This window comes from Methylophaga sp. (assembly GCF_030651745.1).
This window is the reverse complement of the sequence record NZ_JAUSCC010000025.1, coordinates 84,664-104,794: the sequence shown is the minus strand read 5'-3', so window position 1 is coordinate 104,794 and position 20,131 is coordinate 84,664. Positions and strand designations below refer to the sequence as shown.

The 20,131-nt window shown below is 42.5% G+C and carries 15 protein-coding genes; 3 read left to right on the top strand and 12 right to left on the bottom strand.

The window, feature by feature from the left end; genetic code table 11:
• Nucleotides 1–6 precede the first annotated feature (6 nt).
• Entirely contained in the window at nt 7–1,248 is a 1,242-nt protein-coding gene (locus tag Q7V21_RS02610; protein ID WP_304915790.1) for an FAD-dependent oxidoreductase, read from the bottom strand.
• A 235-nt stretch (nt 1,249–1,483) separates the two neighbouring features.
• Between Q7V21_RS02610 and Q7V21_RS02605 the strand changes: the two genes are divergently transcribed.
• Nucleotides 1,484–2,119: a helix-turn-helix domain-containing protein gene (locus Q7V21_RS02605; RefSeq protein WP_304915789.1), complete on the top strand. Its 636-nt coding sequence runs from the start codon at nt 1,484–1,486 to the stop codon at nt 2,117–2,119.
• Nucleotides 2,120–2,158: 39 nt separating this feature from the next.
• Here Q7V21_RS02605 and oadA read toward each other — a convergent pair whose 3' ends face one another.
• The gene (gene oadA, locus Q7V21_RS02600; protein ID WP_304915788.1) at nt 2,159–3,949 is read right to left on the bottom strand and encodes a sodium-extruding oxaloacetate decarboxylase subunit alpha; all 1,791 of its coding nucleotides are present in this window, start codon (nt 3,947–3,949) and stop codon (nt 2,159–2,161) included.
• 25 nt (nt 3,950–3,974) lie between these two features.
• Nucleotides 3,975–5,390 carry an acetyl-CoA carboxylase biotin carboxylase subunit gene (locus Q7V21_RS02595; protein ID WP_304915787.1) on the bottom strand — a complete coding sequence of 472 codons (1,416 nt, stop codon included), beginning with the start codon at nt 5,388–5,390 and terminating at the stop codon, nt 3,975–3,977.
• 120 nt (nt 5,391–5,510) lie between these two features.
• Here Q7V21_RS02595 and Q7V21_RS02590 point away from each other — a divergent pair, with 120 nt between their 5' ends.
• Together Q7V21_RS02590 and Q7V21_RS02585 are read left to right on the top strand one after the other, a co-directional pair.
• A complete protein-coding gene (locus Q7V21_RS02590) occupies nt 5,511–6,485 on the top strand; it encodes a LysR family transcriptional regulator (protein WP_304915786.1) in 975 nt (324 codons plus the stop codon).
• Between the two features lie 105 nt (nt 6,486–6,590).
• Nucleotides 6,591–7,118 carry a cytochrome b gene (locus tag Q7V21_RS02585; protein ID WP_304915785.1) on the top strand — a complete coding sequence of 176 codons (528 nt, stop codon included), beginning with the start codon at nt 6,591–6,593 and terminating at the stop codon, nt 7,116–7,118.
• A gap of 65 nt (nt 7,119–7,183) precedes the next feature.
• Here the strand turns inward: Q7V21_RS02585 and Q7V21_RS02580 are convergent, their stop codons facing one another.
• The 9 genes from Q7V21_RS02580 to Q7V21_RS02540 form a co-directional block, all read right to left on the bottom strand.
• A complete protein-coding gene (locus Q7V21_RS02580; protein WP_304915784.1) occupies nt 7,184–8,143 on the bottom strand; it encodes a DHH family phosphoesterase in 960 nt (319 codons plus the stop codon).
• Nucleotides 8,144–8,150: 7 nt separating this feature from the next.
• Nucleotides 8,151–8,753 (bottom strand): adenylyl-sulfate kinase, encoded by a 603-nt coding sequence (cysC, locus tag Q7V21_RS02575; protein WP_304915783.1) that lies wholly within the window; start codon nt 8,751–8,753, stop codon nt 8,151–8,153.
• A gap of 223 nt (nt 8,754–8,976) precedes the next feature.
• The gene (locus Q7V21_RS02570; RefSeq protein WP_304915782.1) at nt 8,977–11,355 is read right to left on the bottom strand and encodes a tetratricopeptide repeat protein; all 2,379 of its coding nucleotides are present in this window, start codon (nt 11,353–11,355) and stop codon (nt 8,977–8,979) included.
• 14 nt (nt 11,356–11,369) lie between these two features.
• Nucleotides 11,370–12,881 carry a VPLPA-CTERM-specific exosortase XrtD gene (gene xrtD / locus Q7V21_RS02565; protein WP_304915781.1) on the bottom strand — a complete coding sequence of 504 codons (1,512 nt, stop codon included), beginning with the start codon at nt 12,879–12,881 and terminating at the stop codon, nt 11,370–11,372.
• A 55-nt stretch (nt 12,882–12,936) separates the two neighbouring features.
• A complete protein-coding gene (locus Q7V21_RS02560) occupies nt 12,937–14,043 on the bottom strand; it encodes a WecB/TagA/CpsF family glycosyltransferase (protein WP_304915780.1) in 1,107 nt (368 codons plus the stop codon).
• Nucleotides 14,033–15,304, bottom strand: coding sequence for a glycosyltransferase family 4 protein (locus Q7V21_RS02555; RefSeq protein WP_304915779.1), 1,272 nt, complete (start codon nt 15,302–15,304; stop codon nt 14,033–14,035). Before Q7V21_RS02555 ends, Q7V21_RS02560 begins: the two co-directional genes overlap by 11 nt.
• Before the next feature lie 28 nt (nt 15,305–15,332).
• Complete coding sequence (locus Q7V21_RS02550) at nt 15,333–16,580, bottom strand: glycosyltransferase (protein WP_304915778.1); 1,248 nt, start codon at nt 16,578–16,580, stop codon at nt 15,333–15,335.
• Nucleotides 16,573–17,502, bottom strand: a complete 930-nt coding sequence (locus Q7V21_RS02545; protein WP_304915777.1) for a glycosyltransferase family A protein — start codon at nt 17,500–17,502, stop codon at nt 16,573–16,575. The genes Q7V21_RS02550 and Q7V21_RS02545 overlap by 8 nt, the downstream gene beginning before the upstream one ends.
• Nucleotides 17,503–17,515: 13 nt before the next feature.
• Nucleotides 17,516–20,122, bottom strand: coding sequence for an AMP-binding protein (locus tag Q7V21_RS02540; RefSeq protein WP_304915776.1), 2,607 nt, complete (start codon nt 20,120–20,122; stop codon nt 17,516–17,518).
• Nucleotides 20,123–20,131: the final 9 nt, after the last annotated feature.

The following is a 20,131-nucleotide window of genomic DNA, read 5'->3' as shown; positions in this document are numbered from 1 at the left end:
TCTCGTTTAATGGCCGACTGAAGCGGCACCTTTTTCACCGGTCAATTCGTAATCTTCGAAACGTGATAAACGAAATGACTTAATTAATTCCGGGGCCATATCCTTGGCGATGGTTTCAGCCATGGTTTTGCCACTGATAGGGGTGGCTTTGAATCCCCAGGTTCCCCAGCCGGCATCCAGATAAAAACCTTCAATCGGTGTTTTGCCCATGATCGGGGCAAAGTCCGGGGTTAAGTCCGCCATACCGGCCCATTGGCGAACTACTTTGACGTTGGAAAGAAACGGAAACATATCGGTGATATGTGAAGTCAGTCCTTCAACGAAATCCAGTGATGAACGGGTCGAGTGCATCTCATAGGGATCTAAAGATGAGCCCATCACCAACTCGCCGCGCGAAGACTGACTGACATAGACATGCAAACTGCCGGAAACCAGAATCGTATCGAGCCAGGGTTTCATTGGCTCAGTGACACAGGCCTGCAAAGGATGAATGACGATTGGCGTTTGCAAATCCACCATCTGAGTAATACGCGGGGTAAATCCTGCTACCGCTGACAACACTTTATTGGTGCTGATATAACCATTATTGGTTTGCACGCCGCAGACCTTGCCGCCTTTCACATCAATGCGGGTTACTTCAGTGTTCTGGAAAATTTCCACACCCAGCTGATCTGCGCCACGAGCATAGCCCCAGGCCACACCATCATGGCGGGCAACAGAGCCCGGCGCGTGATACAACGCACCTAAGATAGGTGCCTGACCGCTGCAGGAAATATCCAGTTGTGGGCAGGCTTTGGAAATTTCCTCTGGACCGACGACATAGCTTTCCACACCAACGTGTTTGTTGACCTCAGCCCGCCAGCGCATGGTACGCATCGCTGATTCGGTATGCGCCAGCGTGAAATGTCCACGATTGGAATAAAACAGATTCAGATCCAGCTCTTCGGACAGACCTTCATAAATCTTGACGCTGGCATCGTAGAACTTGACGCCTTCCGGTGTCAGATAGTTGGAACGGATAATCGTGGTATTACGGCCGGTATTACCGCCACCGATATAACCTTTTTCAAGAACGGCTACGTTGGTGATGCCGTGATCTTTTGCCAGATAATACGCTGCTGCCAGACCATGACCACCACCGCCGATGATAACGACATCATAGGTTTTCTTTGGCTCAACGCAGTCACGGAAAAAGCGTGGTGCCGGGTGTTCCCGGCTGATTGCGTATTTCAACAAACGTAACGGCATGAATAATCCTCTTGCTGTATTGCCATCCCATCTACTACCAAAGGAGTAGCTTGCTCTACCACCTTCTAAGTAAACTTTATTTCACTCAGTGAAACTTTAGCTCTATTTACGCATTTGTGTTTTTCGCTGTCAATAGATTTGTTAAACTTTGTTTCACCATATGAATCAACTAGCGCAGAACAAACTAAAATTTCGTGTATGATCAAGGCACTGTGTGGTGAACAAGGAAATCCATGTGAACGAAAAAAATGAAATACCGGGAACGGACTCCGCGCCAAAATCGCTGGATAAGCATCTTGGTAACACCTTGCGGCATCTACGATTGGAAAACGGGCTGACCATTGCTGAAGTTGCCGAACGTGCAGCGTTAAGTCGAGGCATGCTGAGTAAAATTGAAAATGGCCTCACCTCTCCCAGTCTGGAAAAGCTTGAACATCTGGCCAATGCGCTGGGGGTCACACTCTCCAAATTATTCCATGACTACGACACGCCAAAAGGCGGTGCGCAGTACGTTAAAAATGGCGAAGGAATGGAAGTGGTCAGACGTGGCACAAAATGCGGCCACACCTATCATCTGCTGGCATACGATCAAGGCCCGAAAAAACTGTTTGAACCGTTTTTAATTACCTTGGAAGAACAGGGCGAAATCTTTGCACCGTTTGAACATCCGGGTACTGAGTTCATTTATATGTTGGAAGGCCGGCTGGAATATACCGTCGGTGACGAGCTTTATGTTTTGGAACCTGGTGATTCGCTGACGTTTAATGCCGAGCAACCACATAGACCAGAAAATATTCTGCAAATGCCTATCCGTTATCTGGCGATTATTTATTACGATAGTCTGGATAGTACAAACGATATTGAATTGTAAAAAAACCGGGGACATGCCCCGGTTTTTATCTGGAAATAATTAAGCAATTTCTATAAGCACTTCACCCGGTGTCACCCGGTCGCCTTTGCTGACATGAATCGCTGTGATCTCACCGTCGATATTAGCCAGCAGCTCAGATTCCATTTTCATTGCTTCGATAATCATCGTCGATTGACCGGAGTTTACTTTGTCCCCAATGTTGACCAGGACTTCCACTACGTTACCTGGTAACGGTGTAGTGACATGACCGGGATCACTAGCTTTCTTGCGCCCCGGTTGTGAACCGCCCGAAACGAATTCACTGATGGTTTCAAATACCACTTCTTCCGGCATGCCATCGACTGACACATATAACTTACGCTTTCCACCACCGACATCACCTACACCGGTAATCGCCACATCGTAGCTTTCACCGTGGACATCAACTTTGAATTCTGTGGAAACAGTTCCTGCTGCTTTGCCTTTACTTTCCGGAATCAGCGGTTCGGGTTGTAATGTGCCATCCAGACGTTGTTGTAGAAATTCGCGACCAATGTCGGGAAACATTGCAAAGGTCAATACATCTTCTTCACAGGTCGCCAAATCACCGATTTTGGCGCGTAATTTGTCCATTTCTGGCGCAATAGCATCGGCTGGACGAGTTTCCATCACCGTTTCATTGCCTATGGCTTTACGTTGCAGTTCAACATTAATCGGCGCCGGTGGCTGGCCGTAACCGCCCAGCAGATAACGTTTAACTTCATTAGTAATGGTTTTATAACGCTCGCCACTTAATACGTTGTATACCGCCTGAGTACCGACAATCTGTGAAGTTGGTGTTACTAAAGGCGGAAACCCCAGATCTTCACGGACTCTTGGGATCTCGGCAAATACTTCACGGATCCTGTCTAAAGCATTCTGCTCTTTCAGTTGATTGGCCAGATTGGACATCATGCCGCCCGGCACTTGATTGATTTGCACCGAGACATCTTCGCGGGTGAACTCACTTTCGAACTGATGATATTTTTTCCGTACTTCACGGAAATAATCGGCAATTTCCGAAAGCAGATTCAGATCCAGACCGGTATCCCATTCGGTGCCTCTTAATGCCGCAACCTGACTTTCGGTTGCCGGATGACTGGTGCCGCCCGCGAAAGACGAGATTGCCGTATCAATGCGATCCACACCTGCTTCAATGGCTTTTAACTGACACAGTGGTGCCAGACCCGAGGTCGAATGACTATGGATCACCAACGGCAAATCCACAGCAGATTTAATAGCTTTAACCAACTCATAAGTCGGATACGGTGCCAATAAGCCTGCCATATCTTTTATCGCAATCGAATCAGCCCCCATATCGCGAAGTGTTTTGGCCTGTTCCACAAATAATTCCGGCGTATGTACTGGGCTGGTGGTGTAACTGATGGTGCCCTGTGCATGCTTTCCAGCATCTTTCACAGCTTTTAATGCCGTTTCCAGATTACGCATATCATTCAGTGCATCAAACACTCGGAACACATCGATGCCATTCTCAGCGGCTTTGGCAACAAACGCCTGTACCACATCATCTGCATAATGCCGGTAGCCCAACAGGTTCTGTCCACGTAACAACATTTGCAGACGAGTATTGGGTAACATGCCGCGTAACAACCGCAGGCGCTGCCAGGGATCTTCTTTCAGATAACGCACGCAGGCATCAAATGTCGCCCCGCCCCACACTTCCAATGACCAGAATCCCACACGATCCAGCTTTTCACAGATCGGCAACATGTCATCGGTACGCATACGGGTAGCAATCAACGATTGATGTGCATCACGCAGAGTCACATCGGTAACTTGAATTTGTTTCATAACAATTCTCTCCGGCTAACTTGTTTTACCAGCCTGCATGCGCGGCGATGGCGGTTGCCAGCACCAAAGCTAATGCGGTGGGATGACGTTTATCTGAATAGGTCAGTAATTCGGGATGGGCAGCAACAAAGCTGGTATCGAATTTTCTTGCTCTGAAATCGGGATGTTTAAGGATTTGTTGATAATAGCTGGCAGTGGTTTTAATACCATGCAAACGCATATCATCCAAAGCGCGGCGACCACGATCTACTGCATCTTCCCAATCCAATGCCCATACCACCAGCTTCAAACACATTGAGTCAAAATACGGTGGGATTTCATAACCGGTATAAATTGCGGTATCCACCCGAACGCCTGGGCCACCTGGTGCATAATAATGTGTGATACGTCCAAAGCTGGGCAGGAAATCGTTTTTTGGATCCTCAGCATTAATACGAAACTGCAGAGCAAAACCGCGATATTGAATATCTTCCTGCCGGTAACGTAATGTTTCGCCCGCAGCGATACGTAATTGTTCACGAACAATATCGATACCAGTGATTTGTTCGGTGATGGTGTGCTCGACCTGAATCCGGGTATTCATTTCCATGAAATACACCTGATTCCCGGTAAGCAGAAACTCAACCGTACCGGCGTTTTCATAGCCGACTGCTTCGGTAGCTTTTACTGCCAGCCCGCCGATATAGTTACGTTGCTCTGGAGTGAGTTGTGGGCTGGGAGCTATTTCAATCAGTTTCTGATTACGCCGTTGGATTGAACAATCACGTTCGTATAAATGCACCACATTGCCATGACTATCAGCCAATACCTGTACTTCGATATGCCGAGGATTAACAATGCACTTTTCCATAAATACTTCGGCTGAACCAAATGCCTTGGTCGCTTCGGATATAACGCGGGGAAACTGCTGTTTAAGTTCAGCAGGCGTATCACAACGGCGAATGCCTCGGCCACCACCGCCCGAAGTAGCTTTGATCATGATTGGATAGCCAATCTCTTCGGCAACGATTAATGCTTCTTCAACATTTTCAAGATTACCGTCCGAGCCTGGAGTGATCGGCACGCCAGCTTTCCGCATACTGTCACGAGCGGCGGTTTTATCACCCATCTTTTCAATAACGGAAGCTTTTGGCCCGATAAAGATAATGCCGTTTTGTTCACATAGACGAGCGAACTTGGCATTTTCTGAGAGAAAACCATAACCGGGATGAATGGCATCACAGCCGGTTTCTACCGCCAGATTTACCAGACGAACTGGGTCGAGATAGCCTTCCAGTGGATTTTCGCCTAACGAATAAGATTCATCGGCACGCTTTACATGTAAGGCATAACGATCGGGTTCAGTATAAATAGCTACTGAACGAATACCCATTTCTGAGCAAGCCCGGACAATTCGTACAGCAATTTCACCACGATTGGCGATCAGGATTTTTTTCAACATAGCTCAGCCTCGGCCAAATTTGTGGGCAAAGCGTAAAACAAAATACTGATAAACAAAAATCAATTAAATATAATTCATCGATAAGTAAAAACTTATCACTCACTTATCAGGTGCAAAATCATGGCGCTCAGCCTGCAACAATTATTAACTCGGCTGTCTTTAAGACAAATGCAGGTATTCCAGGCGGTCTATCAACACAAAGGTTATCGTAAAGCCGCGGAACATCTTGGTTTGAGCCAACCGGCGGTGAGCTCACAAATGCGTCATCTGGAAAACGCTCTGGAGCAGCCATTATTCGAATATATCGGCCGGCAACTGTATTGCACCGAAGCTGGTGAACGGGTGGCCAATTTTATCGAACGGCTATTCGGGCAAATGAGTGAACTGCAAACCGAATTGAATTTGTTACGTGAAGCGCTATCAGGTGATTTGAAGATGAGTATTGTCAGTTCTGCTCAATCAGTAGTACCTCACTTATTAAGTAGCTTTCTCGAAGAATATCCTGCTATCAACTTGCATATTGAAGTAGTGAATCGAGCTCAGGCTCTAGAACGATTAAAACTAAATATCGATGACCTAGTGATTATGGCCATGATACCTGAGGGCCGATCATTATCTACGCTGCCGTTTTTGGATAATGAATTGATTGCTGTGATACCCGCACAACATAATTTGTCTGAAAAATTACCTCTATCCGCTAAACAGTTTTTTGCTGAACCAATGTTAATACGTGAAAACGGATCCGGAACACGATTTGCAGTTGAACAACATTGTCAGCAACATCGATTACAGCTCAACCCGTTAATGGAATTAGGTTCAAATGAAGCCATAAAACATGCAGTGTTAGCAGGTCTTGGAGTGGCTATTTTGCCAAAGCTAAGTGTATTGGCCGAATTACAGACGGGCATACTAAAAACGTTAGATATTCCAGACTTTCCAATTCGTCGCTCCTGGTGCTTGGTCCACCCCATGGGGAAATATCCATCGCGTGTTGCACAAGCATTTATTGACCATGTGTATGCTCGGCTTGAACAAATTCATGCTCATTTCCGTGACGTTTCAACACGCCCCATTAGACACGGCAGATCACCTTAATTGCTTTCTCTTAATAAACACTTAAAGTTGACGTTTTTATACTGAAACGACGAGATGTGGCTATCTCGTGCATATAAAAAATTATGGCAAGCAAAGGAGAGTGAAATGTTACATGACAACCATGAACGTTATGGGTCCATAACGCGTATTTTTCATTGGGTGATAGCAATCGTAGTGCTGCAGCAATTTTTCAAATTTGCTGATCGCATAAATGAGGGTGAGCATTGGCTAGGTGATACCTTTGGCCAATGGCACGTAACGATGGGAGCAATCATTTTAATTCTGACGGTAGCAAGATTATTTTGGACTTTAAAACAAAAACCACAACGACCTGTTAATCCTGGTTTAGATGGCGTTATCGCCAAAATAGCTCATCGCTTAATGTATCTTTCTATGCTTGTTATGCCCTTTCTTGGCGGCTTATATATTCATGGCAAAGGCTACCCAGTCAAAGTATTCGGCTATGAACTCGTTGGCAAACCCGCTGGAGAAGTACCTTGGGCACTTGCTTTAGGTGAATGGCACTCCCCTTTTGCTTTCTTGCTAATATTTTTGGTATTGGCTCATATTGCTGCGGCTTTGTATCACCACTTTATTCAAAAAGATGATGTGTTAAGACGAATGGCGGGTTAACTACCAAGCATAAAAAAACCTTGCAGATTAGACTCTGCAAGGCTTTTAATTTCAACAATAGCTGTCTAGGTGTATTGTTTTTCCATCGCCTGTATCAATTGATCAAGTTGATCTATTGGCAGAGAATTGATACCTGCAGCGGCTTTACGTCCACCACCGGTTGGAAATTGACCGGCAACCTCATCAGCCCCACTACGATTGGAATTAGGAGCTCGCAAACTGACCAGATAATGATCAGCATCTTTTACCGAAACAATCGCATGGGCACGATCCGGAAATTGATTTGCCAGTTCGTTACCTAAAACACCACTTACTCTGCGTGCCCATTTTTCATCTGGTAAACAAATAACAGCTAGCTTATCAGTCTGGTATTTTGGCTTAATGGTTAAACCCGCACGCATATCATCGTTATAGCCAGTAGAGAGTTTTTCAAATGCTGGACGATTGTCATGTATAAAATCAAATGGCGAAGCGTAAGCAACACACTGCTTAAATAACTCAGCCGGGTGAAATAATAAATCGTCTGTATTGGCACCGTAACCGTTATAGTTAAGGTAAATTCCCAATGAGCTTAATTCTGCTCGTTGTGCTTCATTCAAACCTGCTTCATTGGCAAGTTGCTTCGCCACTTCAGTCAAATTATCACCATAGGCGGCTGTGATAGCCCATTCATGAAACTGCCCGCCAAGATACTTATCGACAATCAATGAAGTACAGGTCGTCGCAGCCATATCAATATGTGCCGATAAGCCAGAATGTTGTGGAATATCGCCAGGTTGATGATGATCGGCATAAAACACTTCAACGCCGGCATCAAGCAAGCGAGTCAAATCGGTAATATTTTTTTCCATCGAGATATCCAGCACGGTCACCTTATCGCCGCTGGTTGCCTGAACTCGTTTTAACAAATTGATATCTCGCTTGATACCAGTAACTAACTCAGAATCTCTTGGTTCTGCCAGTCGCAATTGAACCAGCGCACAAATGCCATCGGCATCGCCATTAAATACATCAATAAAACGCATACTTTGCCTAAGTGTGAATAATGTTATGGGTGCGTAAATACTCAATGACCTGCGCCACACACTCAGAAATATCGCTTTCAGCTGTATTCAAAGTGACCTCAGCCGCTTCAGGTGCTTCGTATTCGGAATCAATGCCTGTGAAATTCTTAATTTCGCCACGACGCGCTTTCTGATAGAGCCCTTTTGGATCCCGCTTTTCACATACACTTAGCGGGGTATCCATATACACTTCGACAAATTCGTCAGCTTCGACCAAGTCGCGCACCAATCGGCGATCAGACCTAAATGGGGAAATAAAAGCTGTCAACACGATTAATCCGGCGTCGGCAAACAATTTGGCCATTTCACCGATACGACGGATGTTTTCGATCCGATCTTCGTCAGAAAAGCCCAAATCTTTATTCAATCCATGTCTGACATTATCTCCGTCCAGGAGATAGGTGTGATGCCCCAGTTCAACTAAAGCTTGTTCTACTGCCCCGGCAATCGTGGATTTTCCTGAAGCGCTTAAACCAGTGAACCATAATATGGCAGAACGCTGCTTTTTCTGCTGGCTGCGATCTGCTTTGCTGACTTTATGCTTATGCCAAACTATATTCTCCTTTTCCACAGGCGGTACTCCTTAAACTTAGCTTCATTAAATTTTGATTTAGAGCATTGCGGAAACTGCTTTGTATTCCTGCTCATCAGGTATGCAACTAGCTATATTTCAAACCTTATCGTCTAACTGTTTTTGATAGTCACTTTAACAATAAAACTAAGATAGCGAATTGCACCAGTGACCTCAATCATTAAGCAACAATTTCGGCTGTTGCTTAATGAAATTAAGCCCATTACAGTTGATTTAATTGTTCACCAATCTTGCCAACCAACTCTGCATCATTTTCTTCATTAGCCTTTTGCTCCGCACGTTCAAATGACTGACGCGCTTCTGCAGGCATTTTTAACGCGACGTATAAACGTCCCAAATGATAATGGAATAATGCGATGGCATCATTACTTGCAGCAGCTCTTTCCAAGGCTGGTCTGGCATCTTCGTAATTACCCAGCTTATAGTTCACCCAACCAAAAGTGTCCGCGAAATAAGGCTGCTCGGAATCACGAAAACGACTGGATAATACCAGCGCACGCTGCAAGTTTTCTGGTGATTCAAACTGATCCGAAAGCAAGCTGGATAAGTTGTTTGCAGCAACATCTATTGAAGGATCACGTGCAATGACTTCTTCGTATAGCTTACGTGCTTTTTCGAACTCTTTTTTAGACTCATGAGTGGATGCCAACTGCATGGCTAACTGATTATCTTCGGGTGTTTTTGACAGCCCTTCTTCAAACGTTGCTATCGCTGCATCCGGTTCACTATTCAGATAATGCAAGTTAGCTTTCAAGCTGTATCCTGCAGTCCATTCATCATCGTTAGCTAAAGCACGGTCGATGGTGGCGATAGCTTCTGGCAAATTACCATCCGTACGATAGAAGTCTGCCAACACCAGATAGCCATTGGTCAACTCTGGGTAGTTGGCAATATGATCATTCAGAAAAGTCACAATATCTTCTTTCTGATCTTGTTGATAATAAATGGCCATAATCTGCTGTAATGCTCTGGTGATATTTGGATCTATCTTCAGTGCCGCCTCATATTCAGCAATAGCTAAAGTATTGTCATTTAAGCCTTGATACATTTGGGCAGTCAATAAATGGGTTAACGCAGAACTATCAGCTAAACCATCAAGAGCTTGTTGCGTACCCGCCCAGTCACGTTTCAAAATTCGAATTTGAGCCAATGCTTGTAATAAGTTTTCATTGCCAGCATTACCACTCAATGCTCTGACTAAAACCTGTTCGGTACGGTCTAAATCATTACCACGCATTAATACACTGGCAACTGACAACGCCGCTTGCGGATTTGTCGGATTAACTGATAAAGCCTGACGGAAACTGTTTTCAGCCAGCTCAGATGAGCCGGTTAATGCATAGGCCTGAGCTAACAGTACCATCGCCTCATCAAGCTCGGAGTTATTTCGAATCAAGACCCTTAAATTACTGATCGCAGAATCGATCTGCTCATTTCTCAATTGCAACTTGGCTTTTAACAATAACGCCTGTTCGTGTTCTGAAGAGACAGCCAAAACATCATTTACCATCTTTTCGGCTTCTTCGAATTGACCATCCTGGGCTTTAATACCAGCAATACTCGCTCTGGCACGTAAACCAATTTCGCTGGTTGGCTCAGAAGCAATAATGGCTTCCAGTTCAGAAATCATTTGATCTTGCTTGCCTTGGATACTTAGCATTTCAATCTTGGCAAACCGCAATTCCTGATTATTTGGTTTCGCCGCAATAAATTCATCCAGTTTAATCATTGCCAAATCCGGATCACGGCTATTAATCAAGGCGACTAATAACATAATGGTTTCAGCGTCATCAGGATTGTTGGTGACATAATCCTCAAGTACTTTTTTGGAATCATCATAACGATTCATTGAATCGTTGAGTAACTTGGCCAGTGATACGGCAACCCAGCTCTCATTTGGATATTCCGGTAACAATTCGCGGTATAACAACTCCATTGCAGCATAATCATTAAGCTCCTGATAAATACTGAGCTTAATCATTTTTAATGGCATGGCATCAGGATGCATTGCCAAAGCCTCATCTGCAGCGGTCAGAGCCTTCCGGGCTCGACCACTGTTTTTATACAACATAACTCTTGCTGTCAGGGCTTCCATATGCTTTGAATCAATCGCCAATACACGATTGATCTCAGTTTCAGCCATACCAAAATTTTCCTGTTTGATAAGCGTGGTGGCTTTCAACAAAATGGCATCGGTATTCTCAGGTTCCAGGGATAAAGCTTTTTCAGCTTTTTTCATTGCTTCATCTAACTGGCCGGAAACAACGTGCAGCTGACCAAGTTTGACAATTGCTGGAACGTGGTTAGGGTTTAAGGACTCCACTGTCACCAGATTAGAGTACATACCTTTCCACTTTTGCCCTTTTTCATCGATTAAAGCCAACTGATAATAACCTTCGGCTTCCAGTGGATTAATTTGTAGGGCATTTCTGAATTCCAATCGAGCTTTGTCAAACTCGCCCTGATCCATCAGTTCTTTACCACTTTCAATAAAGCGTGCTGATGAATCCTCAGCTGAACCACACCCTGAAATCATTCCGGCTACAACTGCGGCTAAGACCGTGCGTTTAAAATTTTTCATATCCATATTCCTGACTAATCTGCGATATAGCGGTTTAATTCTGGTGACGTATACTGCATTAATGACTGGATTCTAGCATCAGCATTTTGATGACTTTCTCCAGGCAAAACAGGAGTCACATAACGAACTAAAGCACCATCAGTTCTGTTTTCCAATAATGCATCTTTAAATAGATACCACTTATTCGTGTACTCATTGGCAATCTGTCTGCCACGCCCCTGAAACCAGTAATATACCAACTGTTCTTGATCACCATTTTTGATAACTACCCGATTAATTGGCTGGCCATCTACTTCAGTACGATTGAATTCGGCTATTTCCCAGCCTCCGCCCGGAATACATACCCGGGGTGAATGTGGGGAGACACCTTTACGTTGGGACTCATAATACGCAACATAGACATTCACAATATTACGATCGATACCGGTAAAGTTAGCAAACAGATAATCTGTCATGCCCAACTTATCGACGACCCTATCATCAAGCTTGTCATGCTGGCCTATCCAATCAGGGAATTGCAACGGGAAACTTATCAGATCTTCATGAGGAGGGACTTCCTCAACTCGACTATCGACAAACTTGGTTGAAATCAATGCAATCAAAAGAATGGATATGAAAACAACAAATGGACCATATGAATAGGGTTTGCTGGAACTTCTAAACATATTGTTGGCTGATGCATGATCTACTACGCCAAATAATTGTGATAACGACTTACGGCTTGGAGCAATTTTTTCCAGCAATACAACTAATAAAAACAGCATGGCAGCACAGGCCATGAAGATAATCCAGCCTTCAAAGTCATGCAGAAAACCTTCTGCCATCGAAATACCCCAATTATCGACCATCACACCAATAGCGCCAATACGGAAGCTATTCATGAAAATCGTGATTGGAATAGTCATCAAAAATACGACTGCACGTTTCCAAAAAGCAGCCTGGTAAAAATATGCAGCAATAAAACCAAGGCTCATCAATGGAAACAGATACCGCAGACCACTACAGGCTTCAACCACCTGCAGCTGATAAACACCCAGGTCAATAATGTTACCTTCCAGAAAAACCGGAATCTGGAACATTCGAATAACCTGAACGCCCAACCAGGAAGAAAACAATTGGAGTTTGGCGGTCAGAACAACTTCAACTACATAAGGTAATGGGATAGCGAAAAGTAATAAAAGGATAGGAGCAAGCGTATATTTTGTGGCCTTGCCAACATAAATCATTGATAAGCCAAGCAACATCAATACAAAAGAATACTGAATAAGCAAGTAAAGTGCGCTGATTTCACCAACTATAAAGATTACAACCGCAATAAAGCTGACGAGCACGCCAGACCACATCGGTGGTCCTTTTGTCGCATTAATTAAATGGCGTTTTTCCCAGAGAATAAAGATGGTAACCAATGGTATAAGGAAACCATGGCTATATTCTTCTTGATTACTCCAGCGATTAACTGCTTCTGCTAAACCAGCCCAATATGCAACAATTGCAAGCGTGAGCGCCAGGATAAACATCCCTGCCATCTTAATATTTAACAACCTTGACCCCCATCAAATACCCTGCAAACACGCAATCAAGTCAGATTAACTTGAATCTATTTAAAACGCTACTCATCCGTAGCAAAGTTATCATTTCGCCAGGAAAATCTTTTAATAACATTACTTTCTGCTTTTGTTGCAACTGCCCTTGGAAGGTCAATAATCTGGCAATCGTATCCATTGCTAAAAATTGTAATTCCGCACCTTCAATAACGACATCTTTGTCACTTGATAGTGCTAACTGAAGTACATTCTCTAAATCGTTCATCTTCTCAGAGGAAATACTGCCCTTAAGAGAAACTATGAATTTTTCCTGCGGCGGTAATGTATCAGCTAAAACCTGACCATTACTAGTATCTGTTTTGTTACCTAACTTTTTGGAATAAAATGCTAGAGGTAATGTTTGAGTTAACAACATCTTTAAAAATCTTAAGCCATCACCTAAGTATCGTTTATAGAGCTTAGGTTCCTGTTTAATTCGCCATAACCATTCCAAACCAATTTTCTGCCATTTATCGGGAGCACGTTGAACGCTACCAGCAACAAAATTGATAACGGCCCCTAAATGGCTGATCACTGGTGCTGTTAACTTATCCTTGTTATGCATGATCCAGCGCTGACCTTTCTTCGCACCTAGCGCCACCAAGATAAAGTCCGGCTCACAAGCATTGATATGCTCAATAACTGAATCCGTGCTCATGTCGTCAATTGAAACAAAACCAGGATCGTAAAACCCACAACTCTCCATACCTGGACTGGTTCGATTCAATTCATGATAGGCTTTTTCAGCTATACCGGTTTCACCACCAAAGAAAAAAACACGAATTTTTTGTTCTCGCGGCTGATTCGATAAAAAGGCAAACAAATCAGATCCGGCAACACGTTCATGTATTGGCAGTCCCATTAATTTGGCGATCCAAATTAATGGCATTCCATCCGCTACCACCAAATCACTATGAATAACCGAGTTAAAAAAAACAGGATCATCTTGGGCCATAACGGTGAAATTAAGGTTTGGAGTGGAGAGAAAACATTTAGCACGATTCTGAATAGCAGAAGATATTTCTAATGAAGCTTTTTCAACTGACAAAGCATGAATTGGTAAACCCAAAAGTAAATATTGTTCTAGTTGTTTTTCACTTTGCATGTTTATCCAGTATCACCTGATGATAAATTTCAATAATATTTTTGATTTTGGCTTGCCAACTAAATATTTCTAGAACCCGTTGATAACCTAATTCTCCGCATTGCTTTCTGAACATACTATCCTGTGCCATTTTGTCCATTGCGGCAATTAACTCTAATAAAAGATTTTGTCTATTTGTGGGGTTGAGCAATATACCTGTAGATTGAGTGACGTAATCTGCCGGCCCCCCCCAATTTACAGCAATTACTGGCTTTTTCATCGCCATAGCTTCAAGTATCACTGCTCCACCACACTCTCTTACACTTGGGAGAACTAATACATCAATTTCAGCGAGTAATTTTTGTATTTCTTCATGCGTTAGCCAACCAAGAAATTCTACAACTTGATTATCTATTAAATAATCAGCTGCTCTAATCAAGTTTTCTTTTTCATCCCCACCACCCACAATAAATAATTTGCAGTTGATATTAATTCGTAAATGTTTAAATGCCTCAATTAGGATATCTACGCATTTCCAATCCACTAATCGACCTACATATACGAAATGAACCTCTTGTTGAGAATGTTTCACAAATTCACCAGGAGCAGTCCATAAAGAAAGATCTACACCGTTTTCAACCAACTCCTCAACTCGGCCAAACTTGAATAATGGTAAGGCTTTTTTTGTTCGCTGGTTGGCAACTAGCAATACATTTGCAAACAATTTTCCAGGAATGACTAAATTCACAAAGTGAGAAACCAAACGTAGTGGAAAATAAAGGACTTTTTCACTCATCGTTTTCATATGGCTAAAGCCAGGAGGAAAATCCATCCCGCCATTCATAGGCCCAATAATCACGGGGCAGTCCACGAAAAATAATGCAGAGGGTCTTTTTGGAGAAACCGGGGCCGGTTCATGTACTATTTTAATGCCATAAGTTTTAACCGCTTTTTTAGTCAATTTTCGCTGATAAAATTGTGTTAAACATTGCATCAGAAATTGTGTGGAAATGGCCCTGACTCTTGGTGAAAGACGAAGTCCCAAACTATGCAGCTTACTAAATAAAGGGGTTTCAGGAATAAAAATCACATATTGCAGATCTTCACCTAACAATTCTGTGAGCCTCTCTTTTACCCGCTCATGTGTAATTAACCAAGTCGAGACATTTGCCTGTCTCAAAAAACGAAAATAATGTAAGGGTAATATGGACTCGCCACCAAACTGGTCGGTAGCATTCTCACTTACAATCAAAACTCTTATAACTTGAGACTCAGCTTCCATATTGCCATTCCAGAAAGTTAAATGATTATTAATTCACAGCTACTTTGAAGAAGCTGATAAGTTTGGATACGTTTGTATCCAACAGAAACTCATCATTGACTCTCTGTTTTCCTCCTGACACCAAATTCTGTTGTAGCTCAATGGAATCCATAATTTTTGTGATTGCCATTGATAATTCAGCAGCATTACCAGGCGTTACGGTTAGGCCCGAGATGTTATTGATCACTAGTTCCGGGATTCCGGATAGTTCTGTCGAAATTACAGGAACTCCACATAGCATAGCTTCCATCAATACGACAGGAATACCGTCCATATCCCCCTGCAGATCTTCCCTGCAAGGCAATACAAATAAATCTAATCCCGTGATAAATGAGGCAACCTGATCATGTGACAATGCACCAACGAACTCCACCGATTTTTCGGGTAATGCTAAGTTATCTAATTGTAGTTTTAAAGAGTTTTCTAAAGGGCCGCTACCAGCAATTTTTAAGCTTACCTCGCGGCCTTGTTTTATTAACATTGCGGTTGCATCGATTAAAGTATCAATACCTTTTTTTTCAACCAGTCTACCAACTGTTCCAATCGTAAAAATCTCATTCTTGTTGGTTGTTTTGGCTGGAGGTTGCCAATTTTGATCCACTCCACAACGTACAATTTTGATCTTGTTGGAATCAGCCTGCAGATTCTCCAAGAACCGCTGATTAAACTCAGAAATTGTTGCAAAGAAAACGGCGCGCGAGACTTTTTGTTTCAACAACCAGCCTCTTTCAAATAAATCATTTGCATGGGCCTGCACACTAAAACTGATATCCGCCATCGGTGAAGCATACATAGCGATATCCGTTGGAATATGGGCAAAGTGCACGTGTAAATGTTGGATATTGGCTTGTTTTAATTGTTTAGCCAAAGTAGCAGCATAAAAAAAACGGTAAGCAAGACCTAAGGCAGAACGTGAAATCACACCTTGACGCCAGATATCGCTCAATAGTCTACCAATAGATTTAAAGTAACCAATCGGATGAGTGACAAGCATGGTAAGGCTGTCTACAAGGACCTGTCCTTTTGATGTTTCGTATAAATGGAAAACGTCTTTTTTTAACTCTGCTAGCGATGATTCAGAAGCAATATGTGACGGTCGATGAACAGAAAATGGCTTTACTTTTATACCATGCTTGCCAAGCTCCAAAATCTCGTTGTAGACAAAGGTGGCAGAAAGCGCCGGAATCTCAGGTGCTAAATAGGCAATTTTGAGTGAAGCATGGGCCTTATCAGGCATATTGCTGTTCCCACACTATTGCCTGTTGGGCATTTAGCTCTTCCGTAGCTTTGGCTTTACCTTTTAGTAAACATTGCCATTGATACTTGTTAATAAACCTTACCAGTTCTTTATCTTCGAAACGCGGTTTGCGCTGCAGCATGCTTTTTACATAGCCCCACCACATAGCCGCGCCACCAAGAAAATATGGTGGATGCAACATCCTGAACACTGAAGATGCTGTCATGTAAGTCAAACCTGTACCCATAAAATATTGACCAAATCCATGACGCATACGACCAGTGAAGATTCCCTGTTGACTTGACCCCATTGGACGCAAATGTATAAATCGTAAATCCGGCTCATCCCAACTCACGGCGATCCAACCGAGTTGGCGACACTTATGACAATCAATTCCATCCCACATAACCTGACGGACAAATCCACCAATCGCTTCAAAGCAAGTACGTCGATAAAACTTGGTCATACCCACTGACATTTCATCGCCACATTTTTCGCTTATCAACTCTCCAGATTTTTTATCACGAAAATAAGCTTTACCACTACAGGTTCCAATGCGTGGATTCTGCTGCATGCGTTCGATCAAAATTTCAAAGTATTTAGCTGGTAAATCAAGATCCAAATCAAACTTACAAACATAATCGAATTTTGAAACATCAACTTGATCATAACCATGGTAAAACGCTTCGATAACTCCAGGTCCCACACTGCGATGACCACGATTTTCACGAGTGATGATTTCTATAAATGGATATAGCTCAGCGTACTCAGCCAGAATTGCCGGCGTTTCATCAGTAGAGCCATCATCCACGATAACCCATAAGTCTGGCTGAACTGTTTGATTAACCACGCTATCAAGCGTAATTCGCATGTAAGCGGCTTCGTTTCGACAAGGTGAAACTAAAAGATATTTATTATCCATAAGAGCCTAAAAATTATTGGAAACTAACGGTATGCAATTTTCTGAGCATGAAATAACTAATTACAAAGAATATTGCCATTGGTAAAAATAAAGCCCAAATTTCCGAAAGACCATAAGTTACTAAAATAGCCTTCATTGGCATAACCATTTCGTGAAGAACAAAGAGAGGAAACGCTAGCATCCCAATCACTGAGAGTATTTGCAAAAAAAGCCTAGAAAACTTTGGACTCTTATCATAATTGATTAACAAGCGTTCAAAGATAGCAAGCATTAACATAATTACACCGGCATAAACCAACCAGCGCCAAAGATAAATTTCTCTAATTGGCCATACATCCCATGCATCCATCCCTGCGTTGTAATACCAAATTATAATGCTTGTAAAAATAAGCGCTGGCCCTGCTATGAACAGTATTGAAAAGTTAGTTTGTGTTTTAACCATTTGATTGAGCCACATGCCAGTAGCCAACCCAATAAAAACCCCAGACAACATCAAAAAATATGCATATTTTGCTGTAAAAAGCAGCTTTATGAGTTCAAAAAGCCCTTCTGTCTGTAACACTCCAAATTTATCAAAGAAAAATACATGTAAACCATAGGACACAATGGCGAGTAATAAGGATAATGCGATCGGACTTTTGCACAGCTTAATAAGTTTGAACCAAAAATATAAGGTCGCTGAAATAAGCAAATAGAATGTTAAAACCGAGAAAAAAGAATTTGTAAAATCGGTAACCGTTACACCTTCTATCCTGGTTTCAATTTTTCGCCAAAATTGGACAGCAGCAAGCAGACATATCCCTATAAACAGAAAAATCGAGGTTTTGAAAAATATACTTTTCAAACGATTTGGATCTCGTTCCATCAACGGGAATAGAGAATAACCAGCACCAACGCCATAAATCAGAACGAAGCCAGGCGTACCCATAGCGAGTAAAGGCCCCATCATGGCAGTAAAGCCCTCTGCATTAAAGCCCGGTATACGTTCAAGAAATCCTTGATGCCAGTGAGCAAAAATAACAATTAATACCATCAACCCGCGGACAATATTAATAGTCATACTATTGCGGATAACAGGTGAACGTATTTGATGAGCTTCTGATAGTGAAGAAGTCGTCTCAAGCCTAGCTGCAATCTCACGAATCGTCATACCTTGAAGCATGCCTTTTGAGATATTACTTGGCACTCCCTTGCTTTCCATAGCAATCAAAGCACTTATTGCAGAAAGAGAATCTCCACCAAGATCATAAAAGCTCGAATCGACATCTATATTGTCGAGTTTAAGTACATCACACCATATAGCAGCGATTCTGCTCTCTTCTTCAGTCAAAGGTTGTTCTGATGCAGATGACGTTTGTTTCAAAGGTTGAGATTTAGTTGTCTCTAGATGTTCAAGGTAAAGAGCTGCTAATTCCTTTCTTTTTACTTTATTGGTTGATGTAACAGGAAATTCATCAATTGCAAAAAGCTTTATGGCACGACGATTATTCAAACCAAACGACGCAACCGCATCTAAAGCTGCTTTTGTTAAAAGTGATTCATCAAGTGAAGAGTCTTTTAAAAAGCCAACTAAAACCGCATGACCAGTTAATTCGTCATCAACTGCAGCAATAGCAACTCCTTCTTTAATACCTAAAGCTTGCCGTATTTCTCGTTCTAATGCGTCTGGTGATAATTTTGTACCACCACAATTAATAAGATCATCTGCACGGCCGAGATAATAAAGAAACTCGGAATCAATACGACCTAAGTCACTGGTATGAAACCACCCATCTTCATCAACATTGCTAACGTATTCGCCATTTTTTAGTAATTTAGTTGCCACATGCGGGCCACGAATACAGATGCGACCCGCATCTGAAATTTTAAATTCAGTTTTACCATAAGCTTTGCCAACAGACTCAAGGTGTTCACCTTCAGTTTGATCAATTCTCAAAAAACTACTACGGGAAGCCTCCGTCAGACCATAATGTTGAGCGATTTTGGCATTAGGAAATAACGCTTTTAACTCTTCTTTTTCTGACCGGCTCATGTATTGGCTACCGATCTCAATCCATTTTAATTTTTGTGCTTCAGGTCCAAAAATTTGTTTATTTTTTAATAAGACACGCCATAAACTCGGTACGGCAGACACAGCATTAATTTCATCTGCCTCCAACATATCTCGAATTTCAAGTGGATCAAAACCATGATCCGGGAGAAATGCTTGCCCTCCTGCAGCAGAGACAGCTCTGAAACGACCTAATCCAAATGAAAAATTTGCAGGTATGCCGACATATTCTCTTATGGAACTATCCACTTCCATAATGTCGTTGAGTCGATCCGTTACATCAGATAGAGCTTCGTGAGTTAAAAGCACACCTTTGGGTTCACCTTCTGTCCCAGAAGTAAATGCAATTTGTGCCAATGAACTATCATGACGGAAGGTATAGTGTTTTTTATACCACCCAGTCTTATTTTCAGGTTCAATGACTTTGGAAACACCAGTAATTTCAATTCGCTTATCGTTTGCATCACGCAATAAAACAACTGTTAGATCATTTTCATAGCTTTCAAAAATAGCCTCGATATAAGCAATTGAGTTTTTTGCTACTACACCAACTACTTGTTTATCACTCATACAAATCCC

Coding starts and splice junctions, on each gene's coding strand:
- xrtD (WP_304915781.1), bottom strand. CDS start 12,881: ATGGCAGGGATGTTTATCCTGGCGCTCACGCTTGCAATTGTTGCATAT.
- Q7V21_RS02610 (WP_304915790.1), bottom strand. CDS start 1,248: ATGCCGTTACGTTTGTTGAAATACGCAATCAGCCGGGAACACCCGGCA.
- Q7V21_RS02560 (WP_304915780.1), bottom strand. CDS start 14,043: ATGCAAAGTGAAAAACAACTAGAACAATATTTACTTTTGGGTTTACCA.
- Q7V21_RS02580 (WP_304915784.1), bottom strand. CDS start 8,143: ATGCGTTTTATTGATGTATTTAATGGCGATGCCGATGGCATTTGTGCG.
- Q7V21_RS02540 (WP_304915776.1), bottom strand. CDS start 20,122: ATGAGTGATAAACAAGTAGTTGGTGTAGTAGCAAAAAACTCAATTGCT.
- oadA (WP_304915788.1), bottom strand. CDS start 3,949: ATGAAACAAATTCAAGTTACCGATGTGACTCTGCGTGATGCACATCAA.
- Q7V21_RS02550 (WP_304915778.1), bottom strand. CDS start 16,580: ATGCCTGATAAGGCCCATGCTTCACTCAAAATTGCCTATTTAGCACCT.
- Q7V21_RS02555 (WP_304915779.1), bottom strand. CDS start 15,304: ATGGAAGCTGAGTCTCAAGTTATAAGAGTTTTGATTGTAAGTGAGAAT.
- Q7V21_RS02595 (WP_304915787.1), bottom strand. CDS start 5,390: ATGTTGAAAAAAATCCTGATCGCCAATCGTGGTGAAATTGCTGTACGA.
- Q7V21_RS02585 (WP_304915785.1), top strand. CDS start 6,591: ATGTTACATGACAACCATGAACGTTATGGGTCCATAACGCGTATTTTT.
- Q7V21_RS02590 (WP_304915786.1), top strand. CDS start 5,511: ATGGCGCTCAGCCTGCAACAATTATTAACTCGGCTGTCTTTAAGACAA.
- Q7V21_RS02545 (WP_304915777.1), bottom strand. CDS start 17,502: ATGGATAATAAATATCTTTTAGTTTCACCTTGTCGAAACGAAGCCGCT.
- Q7V21_RS02570 (WP_304915782.1), bottom strand. CDS start 11,355: ATGAAAAATTTTAAACGCACGGTCTTAGCCGCAGTTGTAGCCGGAATG.